The sequence below is a fragment of the Streptococcus pseudopneumoniae genome, from assembly GCF_001068775.1.
Taxonomy (GTDB): Bacteria; Bacillota; Bacilli; order Lactobacillales; family Streptococcaceae; genus Streptococcus; species Streptococcus pseudopneumoniae_N.
This window is the reverse complement of record NZ_JWAJ01000099.1, coordinates 14,130-27,257: the sequence shown is the minus strand read 5'-3', so window position 1 is coordinate 27,257 and position 13,128 is coordinate 14,130. Positions and strand designations below refer to the sequence as shown.

Genomic DNA, 13,128 nt, shown 5'->3' with positions numbered 1-13,128 from the left:
GATTCCTCGAATCTGTCTTTTTATATTCCATTTCACGAAGTCCTCCTTTTTAGTTTATTATAACAGTTACTTGTATTTTCTATCATTTTCCTTGCTTTTTTGATATAATAAATTCAGAATGATTCTTCAAAGGAGGCATCTATGCGTTTTAATCAATTCAGTTACTATCCTGTAAGCCAGCAAGAAGCTTTACAGGAATTATCCAACCTTGGGTTCAAGCTTGATCCAACAGATTCAGCTAAGGAACAGTTTGAAGCTTTTGTTAGAACTTATTTTTTCAATTATAAAAATACGGATTATCCCCTCACAACTTTAGCGGTTGACAAAGAAACTGATCTACTCACTTTCTTCAATTCTGATCGTGAATTAACTTCAGAAATTTTCTATACTGTTACCTTTCAGTTGCTTGGTTTCAACTACTTAATAGACTTTGAAGATGGTCTAGCTTTTCATAAAGAAACGGCATTCCCTATTGTATACGGAGATTTGATTGACAATCTCTATCAACTCCTTAACACGCGCACTAAAAAGGGAAATACCTTGATTGATCAGCTAGTTAGTGATGGTCTTATCCCTGAGGACAATGATTACCACTACTTCAATGGAAAGAGTTTGGCTACTTTCTCAACTAACAATGTTATTCGTGAAGTTGTTTATGTAGAAACTCGTATTGATTCTGATAATGATGGTCTACCTGATTTAGTCAAGGTTAGCATCATCCGTCCGACTTACAATGGCAAAATTCCAGCAGTCATGACTGCAAGTCCTTACCATCAAGGAACCAATGATAAAGCAAGCGATAAAGCTCTTTACAAAATGGAAGGGGAGTTAGCAGTCAAAGAACCTCACGAGATTGGCTTAGAAGAACCAAGGATTAGTTTTGTTGAGCCAGTTGGCCAAGCAGACCTCGTTTCAGAAGCCGAAGAAAAACTGACTCATATCAATAGCAGCTACACACTTAACGACTACTTCCTTCCAAGAGGATTTGCAAATATCTACGTATCTGGTCTTGGTACAAAGGATTCTCAAGGTCAGATGATTAATGGTGACTACCGACAAGTTGAAGCCTATAAAAATGTCATTGATTGGCTCAATGGTCGTTGTCGTGCCTTTACAGACCATAGTCGTGAACGTCAAGTCAAGGCTGACTGGTCCAATGGTAAAGTCGCCACTACTGGTCTTTCTTATCTAGGAACAATGTCTAATGGTCTTGCTAGCACAGGAGTGGATGGTTTAGAGGTCATCATTGTTGAAGCCGGTATTTCTTCTTGGTACAACTATTACCGAGAAAATGGTCTGGTAACAAGCCCTGGTGGCTATCCAGGGGAGGACTTCGATTCATTAGATGAATTAACTTATTCTCGTAATCTCTTAGCTGGTGACTATATTCGTGGAAACGAGGCTCATAAAGATTCTATAGAAGAACTGAAGAAAAATTTAGACCGTAAAACTGGAGATTATAACCAATTTTGGCATGACCGCAACTACCTACTCAATGCCCAAAAGGTTAAGGCTGAAGTTGTCTTTACCCACGGTTCACAAGACTGGAATGTAAAACCACTTCATGTCTATCAAATGTTCAATGCTCTTCCAAGCAATATTAAAAAACATCTCTTTTACCATAACGGCGCCCATGTTTATATGAACAACTGGCAGTCTATTGATTTCCGTGAATCCATGAATACTCTTTTGACGCAGAAATTATTGGAGCAAGAAACTGACTACCAACTTCCAAGAGTCGTTTGGCAAGACAATACTGCTCCTCAAACCTGGCTGTCACTTGAAGATTTTGGAAATCAAAGTGACCATAAAGCTTTCTCTTTAGGTACTGAAGAAGCTGTCATTGAAAATCATTACCAAGATTCTGACTTCGAACGATTTGGAAAGACCTACCAAACCTTTAATAATGAATTGTATCAAGGTAAGGTGAATCAGATTACCATTGATCTTCCAGTGACTGAAGATCTTCATATCAATGGTCGTGTTAAACTAAACCTTCGTCTCAAGTCAAGTACTAATAAAGGTCTTCTCTCTGCCCAATTTCTCGAACTTGGTCAAAAGAAATACCTACAACCATATCCAGGAGTTTTGGCTGCTCGTACTATTGATAATGGTCGTTACCACATGCTGGAAAACCTTTGCGAACTACCATTTAGCCTAAATGCACAGCGTGTTATCACCAAAGGCTATCTCAATCTTCAAAATCGTCATGGTTTATTGAAAATCGAAGAGATCAAGCCAGATGAATGGATGGAATTCCAATTTGAACTCCAACCAACTATTTACAAACTAAAAGAAGGCGATACAGTACGTCTCGTTCTTTACACAACAGACTTTGAGATTACTGTACGTGACAATACAGACTATCACTTGACTGTCGACCTTGCACAGTCCAATCTTGAGATACCTTTTAAAAGGGAGGTAACTGTAGATGAACAAAGCCGAGCAAAGACACCAGCTCATCCGAGCCCTAATCACTAAACAAAAAATTCATACCCAAACTGAATTACAAGAACTACTGATTGAAAACGGAGTACAGGTCACACAAGCAACACTTTCAAGAGACATCAATCTGATGAATCTTTCTAAGATTCGTGAAGGTGAACACTCCTATTATTCAATCAACACTGACTCTACATCCAAGTGGGAAAAACGCCTAGAAGTGTATATGGAGGAAGCCCTCTACATGATGCATCCTGTTCAACACCAGGTTGTCATCAAAACCTATCCAGGTTTGGCGCAATCCTTTGGATCCATCTTAGATGCCCTAAACTTCCCTGAAGTTGTGGCTACCATCTGTGGCAATGATGTCTGTTTGGTTATCTGCGAGGATAAAGAACAAGCTCAATCTTGCTTTGAACGCCTCAAACAATTTGCACCACCTCTATTTTTTGATCGGTAACAAAATCCCGTGATGACTATCATCACGGGATTATTTTATGATTTGCTATTTTCAGCTTGCTTTTTAGTTCTTGCTAGTCTCAAAGCACGATTTGGATTGAGGCGATTAAACAGTTCTTCTAACTTCTTCTCATTCCAGACGTCTGCTGCAGAAACAAAATTTCCATCAGCATCTCGGAAAGATATCGGTTTATCTCCCATAGCTATCTCCTAGTCTACAAACTCAAACTCAAATTTGCCGATACGAACTAGATCTCCATCCTTGGCACCACGGGCACGGAGAGCTTCATCAACTCCCATACCGCGCAACTGACGAGCAAACTTCATGACAGACTCATCACGATCAAAGTTAGTCATGTTAAAGAGTTTAATGAGTTTTTCACCTGAAAGTACCCAAGTTGCATCGTCATCACGACTAATTTCAAATGGTTTTTCTTCTTCGTCAAAGCCATAATAAACTTCTTCTTCCATTTCTGACTCATCATAAAGAAGGAATTCTGGTGTCTTATCAAGAAGCTCGGCTGTTGCATCAAGTAAAGGTGCAAGACCTTGCTTAGTCAAACCTGAGATTGGGAAGATGGCTGGTAAGTCCTCGAACTCATCATAGTTAGCTGCCAATTTTTTCTTGAATTCTTCAAGGTTTTCTTTGCTTTCTGGCATATCCATCTTATTAGCAACAATGATTTGGGGACGTTCCATAAGACGAAGGTTGTAAGATTCCAACTCTTTGTTAATAGCTAGATAATCTTCGTAAGGATCACGTCCTTCACTGGCTGACATATCGATGATGTGAAGGATAACGCGAGTACGCTCAATATGGCGAAGGAACTGAGTCCCCAAGCCCACACCTTGACTAGCGCCTTCGATCAAACCAGGGAGGTCTGCCACTGCAAAGGACTCACCTGATTGGGTACGGACCATACCAAGATTTGGAACGATTGTTGTAAAGTGGTAGGCACCAATTTTAGGTTTTGCAGAGGTAATCACACTGAGTAGAGTTGATTTACCAACTGAAGGGAAGCCAACCAAACCAACATCCGCAAGGATTTTAAGTTCTAACTGTAACTCACGTTCCTGACCAGGTTCTCCATTTTCTGAGATTTCAGGTGCAGGATTTTTTGGTGTCGCAAAACGGATATTCCCACGACCACCTCGACCACCGTGAGCAACGATAAACTCTTGGCCGTGCTCAATCAAGTCAGTGATAACTTTTCCAGTTTCTGCATCACGCACAGTTGTACCTTGAGGTACTCGGACAATCAAGTCTTCTGCACCGCGTCCGTGCATTCCTTTAGTCATTCCTTTTTCACCTGACTGGGCTTTAAAATGACGATTGTAACGGAAATCCATAAGGGTACGTAAACCTTCATCTACAACGAAAACAACGTTACCACCACGGCCACCGTCACCACCCCATGGTCCTCCATTAGGGACATATTTTTCACGGCGAAAGGCAACCATCCCATCACCGCCATTTCCAGCCTTGACCTTAATCTTGGCTGTATCTAAAAACATACTCATATTCTTTTCTCACTTTAAAAAGGGCTGGGAAATCCCAGTCACCAACTATTACTACTTGCTAGAAAATCTAGCATTTTAAAATCTGCTAAATACACCGATGGCTGTAGCAAAGATACCTGCTAAGGTTACGAACAACATAATCAAAACGACGAATAGTGTCAATTTCTCAAAAAATGTTTTTTTACGTTTTCCATTATCACCAAATGCCATTATTTTCTCCTTTTCTAAAATTCCCTATTTTTAATACTCTTCCGAGACTGGAGCAATTGCCCACAAGATTAAGTAAGCAATAAGTCCGCTACCATAACAAAAAGCTAGAACTCCCCAGATCACACGTACGATTGTCGGATCAATATCAAAATAATTAGCTAAACCAGCGCATACTCCACCAATTTTTTGATCTCGACTGCTTCTCATAAATTTCTTTTTCATTTCTTCATTTCCTTTCTTCGAAGACCTTAGTCATTCCAATAATCTCTCAAATCATTCAACTGTTTCTTGGATGCTTTTAACATTCGTTTAGAACTTTTGACTGGAACTGAAACTGCCTGCTGTGGCAAGTAAAATACTGTCTTTAAAATCCGTTGTGTCATCGGCTCATCACGAGTTAATTCTTTTTCAAAATTGTTTGAGATGATAGCATCCAAATAAAACTCATGGACTCTCTTAGCAAAATTCTCAGCTGAAATTTCATATAATTTTTCAGCCAAAAGTTTTTCATCCATCTTTGGAGTTGCAATTAAAGCTTCTAAAATAGCCCCTGCTAAATCTCTCTCTTCATAATAAAGAGTTCCAAACATCTTATCGCTAATCAAATTATCTAGATAAGGATTTCCATGAGCTATTACCGGAGTCTTACTTGCAAGACTTTCAAGATAGGTCAAGCCTTGCGTCTCACTAGTTGAAGCTGAAATGAAGAAATCAGCCGCCTTATAGTAAAGTGCTGTCTCGCTTGGAGCGATCATACCTGTAAAGATAACAGAATCCTGAATCTGCAAATCTTCTGCTTGCTCCTTGAGGTTTTCCAGATAAGGTCCATCTCCAGCAACGACTAATTTAACATTTTGCTCTTCTTTTAGAACATCTGGAAGTGCTGCCAAAACAGCTTGAATGTTCTTTTCGTAAGACACCCGGGAAAGACTAAGAAGCATCTTTTCATCTTTCTTAATGCCTAATTTATCACGTAAGTCTACGATATGTTCTGGTTCAATCTCAGGTCGTTCAAACTTGGCTAGCTCAATCCCTGTAGGAATAACTCGTTTTTCTACTTTGACCTTATAATCTGATAGGAGGTCTCGCACAATTTCACTTGGACAAATCACTCCATCAACATCATGAAGAAATCCCCTTACAAGATACTTGACCATGCTAGGACGAATTAACAAGCCCTTAGCAATGTAGTGAACATAGTCTTCATACTGGGTATGATAGGTGTGAATGACTGGAATCTGCAATTCACGCGCAATCCAAATCCCTAATAAACCAAGAGAAAATTCAGTTTGCGTATGAATAATGTCTAGTTGATACTGTTTAGCAATCTCAAGAGCTTTTGTAAATCCACGATAGGCGAAACGTCGATCCTTAAAGGCAAAGAAAGGAACACTAGGGATACGGATAATCTGCCAGTCTTCATAACGATTGACATCCTTATCGGTTGTCGTGAAGATAAAGACTGCATGTCCTTGCTTTTCAAGCTCTGTTTTTAAGGTTCGAATACTGGTTGCAACACCCGAAACCTGTGGGAAATAAGTATCTGTAAATAATCCAATTCGCATATACTACCTCATTTTTTTCCTAAAGCCGCTTGCTCCTGATAGAATTTTAGCCATATTTCTAAAAGATGCTCTTCTGAGTATTCTCTTGAAATAGCCTTGGCCTTTTCTTTCAACGCTTTCAAAGCTTCTGGATGCTCTCTATATTCCATAATAGCTTGTTTCATCTCTTCCACATCGGTGGTTGGTCTGTAATTTCCTTCTAGAATGACCTTGTAAAGTTCTAGATCACGAAGCATAATGGGAGCTTCACAACTTGCTGCCTCTAAAATAGTCATTGGAAAGAGCTCGTTATAGCTAGGAAGTAAGAACAAATCTGCCAAAGCATAGAGTTCTCTCATCCGTTCTGGCTCAACAATTCCAGGGAAAATCAGATTCTCTGGAGGATTATCCATAATCTTTTTATAGCGTTCATAACCATCCGTTATTCCCCCAAAAGAGAAGCCACCAGCCCAAATAAAAGTGATATCCGGTAATTCCTCAGCTAGAGTGATAAAGTCATCTATTCCTTTACGCTTCTGAACCTGACCTGCACCAACGACTACAAACTGATTCTCATCAATTCCCATATCTTTACGAAGTTGCTCAACTTGCTCTATAGGAAGTGAATGCCATTTTTCTTTATTGACAAAGTTAGGAATATAGGTCACTTTTTCACGTGGAATTCCAGCAGCCACTAAATCCTCAATGAAGGTAGGATTGACCACAACCAGATGCTCCATACGGTCATAAAAAGAAAATACATAGCGTTTGACAATCCCCTTTAAGAAGAATGGAATCTTCAAACTACCTTCCAAGGTATCAGGTAAGAAGTGAACATAGCCAATCTTACGACCAGAACGTTTTTTCTGAAAGGTCGAGAGATAATAAGGAAAATCAATCGTATGAAAATGAGTAACATCCGCTTCGATTGGAAGATTTTCTGTTACGATCAGTTGGTCTTTCGCATCTCGTTTTAAAAGCTGTACCAGTTCACGGTAAGCACCAGACACACCTTGGCCCGCCACTTTTTCACTTGAACTTAGCATATTGATGCGTAATTTCTCTTTTTCCATAGTAACCATTATACCATTTTCTTCAAATAAAATCAGCAAATTAAAAGAGAGATAGTATAAAAGCTGGGAATTTCCTGGCGTCAACACTATTTCTCTTTTTATCATTTACTTACTTGATACCTAAAGCAATGCGAGCATAGCGGCTCATTTTTTCAACCGTCCAAGCTGGATACCAAACTAATTTCACATCAACGTTAGTAACCTCTGGAACATCCGTCATAGCATCATAGATTTGGTCGGTTAAAAGATCTGCCAAGGGACAACCCATGGTTGTTAAGGTCATATCAATTTCAGTCTCACCTGTATCGCCATCAAAACGAATCTCGTAGATCAAGCCTAGATTGACGATATCAATTCCCAATTCTGGGTCAATCACTTCTTCTAGGGCTGTCAAAATACGTGTTTTGATGTTTTCAATCTGTTCTTCTGTATAAGCCATTTTCACTCTCCCTCAGATTAATCTTCAATGAAATCACGAAGTGGTTTGCTTCGACTTGGCTGGCGAAGTTTTCTCAAAGCTTTGGCCTCAATCTGACGGATACGTTCACGCGTTACGTTAAAGACTTTACCAACATCCTCCAAGGTACGCATTTTCCCATCATCGAGACCAAAACGGAGACGCAAGACATTCTCTTCACGGTCAGTCAATGTGTCTAACACTTCATCCAACTGTTCACGCAAGACGATACGAGTTGTGTAGTCCACTGGATTTTCAATCACTTCATCCTCGATAAAATCACCAAGGTGGCTGTCATCCTCTTCACCGATTGGTGTTTCAAGAGAAACCGGCTCTTGGGCAATCTTGAGGATTTCACGAACCTTGTCAGGTGTCATATCCATGCGTTCAGCGATTTGTTCAGGAGTTGGATCTTGTCCCAACTCTTGAAGAAGATTACGTTGCTCACGGACAAGCTTGTTAATGGTTTCAACCATGTGTACTGGGATACGGATAGTACGAGCTTGGTCAGCAATGGCACGAGTAATAGCCTGACGAATCCACCAAGTTGCATAAGTTGAGAATTTGAACCCTTTAGAATAGTCAAACTTATCAACGGCCTTCATCAAGCCCATGTTTCCTTCTTGAATCAAGTCAAGGAACTGCATTCCACGTCCAACATAACGTTTAGCGATAGAAACAACCAGACGAAGGTTAGCTTCTGCAAGGCGTTGTTTCGCTTCGATGTCACCTGCTTCAACAGCAAGGGCCAACTCTTTTTCCTCTTCATTTGTAAGCAGAGGCACAACCCCGATTTCCTTCAAATACATACGGACAGGGTCATTGACCTTAGCAGAGGTTGAACCAATCAAATCTTCATCAGTCAACTCTGGTTCTTCCTCAGTGCTCAAAACACGCGCACTTGGATTTCCTTCGTTGTCCGTAATTGAGATACCAGCATCTTGAATGCGTTGCAAAAGATTCTCAATTCCTTCCACATCTAAAGTGAAGGGAATTACGAGGGCGTTATTGATTTCATCATCAGTTGCTGTACCAGTTTTTTTATGATTGCGAATAAATTCCGCTACTTGGACGTCAAAGGTTGTTACTTCTTTTTGTTTTGTTGCCATTCTTACTCCATTCTTCTTTTTTGGGCAATTAAGCGTTCTAGCTCTTCTAATGCGGTGTCTGTATCACCGACATGGCTAGCTTCCTGAACTTTCTTTTTAATTTGCAGATTTTCCTGATTCAAAAGAGCTCTTTTTCTAGACTCTTCCACTTCGGCTAACTCGTTAGGGGACATCTCAGGTGGCAAATCTAAGGCTAGGACTTGATACCAAGCACTCTCCACTTCTCTGGTCTGATGAGACAAATCCTCAGATGAGATACTTCCATTATCAATCAAGAGTCCATACAAGGTCTGAAACTCTGGAGTTTCAAAGATAAAATCCTCTCTTAAGCGATAGTCATTAAGCACCAAGGGATGTTCCATCATTCGGTAGAGGATATGGGCTTCCGCTCTCATCACTGCTGTCAGCTGCTTGGTAACAGACATAGTGACAGGACTCGGACTATAGGTCTCCTTGACCTTCTCCTTTCTCTGTCTGACACGACTTTCATTGACAATATGTTCGACTTGCTGATAGTCAAAAGATGGCAAGTGATCCGTCAAAATGTGAATGTAGGAATTCTGAGCTGTGATAGAGGGTTCCTTGGCGATTAAGGGGGCAATTTTCTCTATAAATTCAATCTGGGCTTGTAGATTTTCACTATTTTCAGGTCTGAAATGATGAATGTAAAACTCAACAGGACTAATGCGTGTATTGGTTAATAGATAAGCCAAGTCTTGAGGAGAGTTTTTCTGCAGATATTCATCCGGATCCATTGCGTCAGGAATCTGGACGACTTGGACAGGTAAATCTTTAAGCTCATCCAAGGCTTTCGCTGTGGCAGCTTGCCCAGCCTTATCTCCGTCATAAGTGACGATAACCTTTTTAGTAAAGCGTTTTAGATGCTCCACATGTTCACTCGTCAGTGCGGTACCCATAGAAGCAACTGCATTTTCAATACCAGCGCGATAAGCCGCAATGACATCCATAAACCCTTCCATCAGGTAGATTTCAGGAGCCTTGCCCGATCCTTTTTTTATCCTCTCCAAATGATATAATTCGTAACTCTTGTTAAAAATTGTCGTCGCTCGACTATTTTTATACTTTCCAGTTTGAGAATCGGTCTCTTGCCAAATTCGACCAGAAAAGGCAATCACCTTTCCTTGATCATTTGAAAGTGGAAACATAATACGATTCTGAAAAGTATCAAAAAATTGATTACTCTCAGATAGGTAAAACAAACCTGAATCCAGCAAGTCATTTTCGCTATAATCATCTGCTAAACGTTGATAGAGATAAGAGCGTTCTGCTGGAGCCAAACCAATCATAAAATGCTTTAGAACATCATCTGTTAAGCCACGTTTATAGAGATAGTTCCTGGCCTTTTCACCCATCTTCGTCGTCATGAGGATGGCATGATAAAACCGAGCAGCCTTGTCATGCATATCATAGAGATTTTGATGGGGTGACCTAGGCTGTACTGAACTTTGAACAGGCGCCGCCATCTGAATTCCAAGTCTCTCAGCTAATATCCTCACCGCATCCGCAAAGGTTACTTGCTGATACTCCTCGATAAACTTAAAAACATCTCCAGAACGACCACATCCAAAGCAATGGTAAAACTGCTTATCCTCGACCACGTTAAAGGAAGGTGTCTTTTCACCATGAAAAGGACAGAGCCCTAAAAAGTTCCGTCCAGATTTTTGTAAGGAAATCACTTCTCCTATGATTTCGACAATATTGGTATTGTTTTTGATCTCTTCGATGAGTCTCTTGTCAACCATAGACAATACCTCCATTTTATCACAGTTTACTCTAACTAGTATAGCTTATTTCTGAAAAAAAGTAAACCATTTCATACACTTTACATGAGACTATTTCATAAGTTTCCAGCTGTCATGAAAAAGTGAATCTTTTGAGCAAACCATTCTAATATTTGAAAGAAAAATAGAAAAAATTAAAGACTATTTCACTTGATTTTCGAGATTATTTTTTAATATCCTGCTAATATACTGACCATCTTTTCTACTGATACAAGCTGTTGCATAAGTCAATGGTGCTTTGTATACCTCTCCTCTATAGGATGGATCAGTCAAGACAGGCATTGAATAATAGGCGTTCTTTTTATTTTTAAGATCAATAAACCATTTTCCTCCTAGGTGTTTGCGAAAGGTTTCACCGATATAAACGGTCAAATAATCCAACATCTTGCGGTCTGCTATCAAAGCATGGTGGTCTTCGTAGTGAGCTAAGATCCAAGCCTCCAAATCATCCAAGGACTGCATACTATAGTCTAAATTTAGCCCTTCTTTCTCCGCAAAATCCCTTGTGAAATAGTCCATCTTAAATCCAATCTGAAAAATCCATTCCTGAAAATCTTCTTGTGTGTATGCCATTGTTCTACCTCCTCTACTATTTAATATTTAATTCTTATATGGATTATACTATAAAAAGCATCAAGTGAAAAGATGAAGAAAATATATATAGCAGATTGAACTTAGAATAGTACACTACAAATTCTAAAACATTTTTAGAAATTGATTTGACTTTCCTAATCTCTTTGTTCATATCTTATTTCAATCAACTATATTTTTCTAATAACTTTTTTATAACAAAAAGACTTAGAAATAGGATTCCCACTTCTAAGTTTTTAATGATAGATGTTTTAAAAATTATCTACTCAAACAACTGATAGTAATCAGAAATTTTCATCTTAGCTTTTTCATCCTTATTCAAATCTTGGATGATTCGGCCTTCTTTCATAACAATCAAACGATTTCCGTACTTGAGGGCATCCTCCATATGATGGGTAATCATAAGCGCAGTCAGCTTGTCCTTGCTGACAAAGTCATCTGTCAACTCCATCAAGGCCACACTTGTTTTAGGGTCAAGAGCTGCTGTGTGTTCATCCAACAACAGAAGTTCCGGACGTTTTAGCGTTGCCATCAAGAGACTTAAGGCCTGTCTTTGTCCACCTGACAAGAATTCAATGGGTGTATCCAAGTGTTTTTCTATACCATTTCCAACCTTCTCAATAGTTGCTTGAAATTCTTCCTTGTAAGCTGAGAGTCTTCTTGGAAATAGACCACGTTTTTCTCCACGAAACTTTGCAATCAAGAGGTTTTCTGCAACGGTCATACGAGGGGCAGTTCCCATCTTAGGATCCTGAAAGACTCGAGAAAGGTACTTGGCACGTTTTTCAGGGCTAAAATGAGTCACATCCTCACCCATAATACGAATGCTACCACTGGTTAAAGGCAAAGTTCCTGCGATGCTATTAAAGAGGGTTGACTTGCCTGCACCATTTCCACCCAGGATTGTGATGAAGTCATGTTCGTAAATATCAAGAGAAACATCGTTTAGGATAATTTTCTCCTCGTCAAAGCCATTTGTCACAATTTTTGTGGCATTTCTTAATTTTACAATTGCTGTCATTTGCTTAACTTGACTCCTTTCAAGTATTTATCCTTAAGTGTTGGAATTACAAGACAAGTTGCTAGGATAAGAGCACTGTACAAACGGAGGTAGCTAGTATTAAAGCCGAGAGCAATAACGCCCCATACCAAGAATTGATAACTGATGGAACCAACTACAATGGTAACCAAACGTTCTGCTAGGGTAAGACTCTTGAACAGAACTTCACCGATAATCAAACTTGCAAGACCAACAACGATAACACCGATACCACGAGAAACATCCGCGTAACCTTCTTGTTGGGCAATTAAGGCACCAGCAAGGGCGATAACACCATTTGACAAGACCAAGCCCATGAGCTCCATACGGCCTGTATTGATACCAAAACTACGAGCCATATCTGGATTATCTCCTGTTGCGATATAAGCTTGTCCCAATTTAGTATCTAGGAAGAAAAGCATGAGAAGGATAACCAAAGTCACAAAAATCAAACCTGTCAGTAATTGATTAATCTCAGATGAAAATGGAAGAACATCTTGGATTTGCTTGGTATTTAAAAGTCCAAGGTTAGCCCGTCCCATAATCATGAGCATGATAGAATGGCAAGAAGTCATGACCAGAATTCCAGACAAGAGTGTTGGAATCTTTCCTTTAGTGTAAAGAAGACCAGTCGCTAAACCAGCAAGACAGCCTGCTCCAACAGCTACTAAGGTAGCAAGAAAAGGATTAACGCCTTGAGTAATCAGTGTTACTGCAACTGCTCCTCCTAGTGGGAAGGAACCCTCAGTTGTCATATCTGGAAAGTTCAGAATTCGAAAGGTCATAAAAATTCCCAAGCCCAGGATAGCCCAGACCAATCCCTGTGAAATAATCGATATTATCATGTTACATTCATTTCCTTCTTTTAAAAATTGGAGGAG

General features: G+C 39.7%; 14 protein-coding genes. 2 read left to right on the top strand and 12 right to left on the bottom strand.

Annotated elements, in window-relative coordinates; all coding sequences use genetic code 11:
• Positions 1 to 141 precede the first annotated feature (141 nt).
• A complete protein-coding gene (locus ADF68_RS05385) occupies positions 142 to 2,481 on the top strand; it encodes a Xaa-Pro dipeptidyl-peptidase (RefSeq protein ID WP_049548932.1) in 2,340 nt (779 codons plus the stop codon).
• Positions 2,432 to 2,902, top strand: coding sequence for an arginine repressor (locus ADF68_RS05380; RefSeq protein ID WP_049548931.1), 471 nt, complete (start codon positions 2,432 to 2,434; stop codon positions 2,900 to 2,902). The genes ADF68_RS05385 and ADF68_RS05380 overlap by 50 nt, the downstream gene beginning before the upstream one ends.
• Positions 2,903 to 2,937: 35 nt before the next feature.
• Here the strand turns inward: ADF68_RS05380 and ADF68_RS11215 are convergent, their stop codons facing one another.
• The 12 genes from ADF68_RS11215 to ADF68_RS05320 form a co-directional block, all read right to left on the bottom strand.
• A complete protein-coding gene (locus tag ADF68_RS11215; RefSeq protein ID WP_000502583.1) occupies positions 2,938 to 3,102 on the bottom strand; it encodes a hypothetical protein in 165 nt (54 codons plus the stop codon).
• A gap of 9 nt (positions 3,103 to 3,111) precedes the next feature.
• Positions 3,112 to 4,422, bottom strand: a complete 1,311-nt coding sequence (obgE, locus tag ADF68_RS05370; protein ID WP_049548930.1) for a GTPase ObgE — start codon at positions 4,420 to 4,422, stop codon at positions 3,112 to 3,114.
• 75 nt (positions 4,423 to 4,497) lie between these two features.
• Complete coding sequence (locus ADF68_RS05365) at positions 4,498 to 4,632, bottom strand: DUF4044 domain-containing protein (protein WP_049548929.1); 135 nt, start codon at positions 4,630 to 4,632, stop codon at positions 4,498 to 4,500.
• A 30-nt stretch (positions 4,633 to 4,662) separates the two neighbouring features.
• Complete coding sequence (locus tag ADF68_RS05360; protein WP_075229473.1) at positions 4,663 to 4,854, bottom strand: PspC domain-containing protein; 192 nt, start codon at positions 4,852 to 4,854, stop codon at positions 4,663 to 4,665.
• A 26-nt stretch (positions 4,855 to 4,880) separates the two neighbouring features.
• Entirely contained in the window at positions 4,881 to 6,197 is a 1,317-nt protein-coding gene (locus ADF68_RS05355) for a glycosyltransferase family 4 protein (protein WP_049548928.1), read from the bottom strand.
• Between the two features lie 8 nt (positions 6,198 to 6,205).
• Positions 6,206 to 7,258: a glycosyltransferase family 4 protein gene (locus tag ADF68_RS05350; protein ID WP_075230869.1), complete on the bottom strand. Its 1,053-nt coding sequence runs from the start codon at positions 7,256 to 7,258 to the stop codon at positions 6,206 to 6,208.
• 100 nt (positions 7,259 to 7,358) lie between these two features.
• Entirely contained in the window at positions 7,359 to 7,688 is a 330-nt protein-coding gene (locus ADF68_RS05345; RefSeq protein ID WP_049548927.1) for a metal-sulfur cluster assembly factor, read from the bottom strand.
• Positions 7,689 to 7,705: 17 nt separating this feature from the next.
• Positions 7,706 to 8,815: an RNA polymerase sigma factor RpoD gene (gene rpoD / locus ADF68_RS05340; RefSeq protein ID WP_000201894.1), complete on the bottom strand. Its 1,110-nt coding sequence runs from the start codon at positions 8,813 to 8,815 to the stop codon at positions 7,706 to 7,708.
• A gap of 2 nt (positions 8,816 to 8,817) precedes the next feature.
• Positions 8,818 to 10,578, bottom strand: a complete 1,761-nt coding sequence (gene dnaG, locus ADF68_RS05335) for a DNA primase (RefSeq protein ID WP_049548926.1) — start codon at positions 10,576 to 10,578, stop codon at positions 8,818 to 8,820.
• A 180-nt stretch (positions 10,579 to 10,758) separates the two neighbouring features.
• Positions 10,759 to 11,190 (bottom strand): hypothetical protein, encoded by a 432-nt coding sequence (locus ADF68_RS05330; RefSeq protein WP_049548925.1) that lies wholly within the window; start codon positions 11,188 to 11,190, stop codon positions 10,759 to 10,761.
• Between the two features lie 280 nt (positions 11,191 to 11,470).
• Positions 11,471 to 12,229, bottom strand: a complete 759-nt coding sequence (locus ADF68_RS05325; RefSeq protein WP_049548924.1) for an ABC transporter ATP-binding protein — start codon at positions 12,227 to 12,229, stop codon at positions 11,471 to 11,473.
• Positions 12,226 to 13,092, bottom strand: coding sequence for an ABC transporter permease (locus tag ADF68_RS05320; protein WP_049548923.1), 867 nt, complete (start codon positions 13,090 to 13,092; stop codon positions 12,226 to 12,228). Before ADF68_RS05320 ends, ADF68_RS05325 begins: the two co-directional genes overlap by 4 nt.
• Between the last annotated feature and the right edge of the window lie 36 nt (positions 13,093 to 13,128).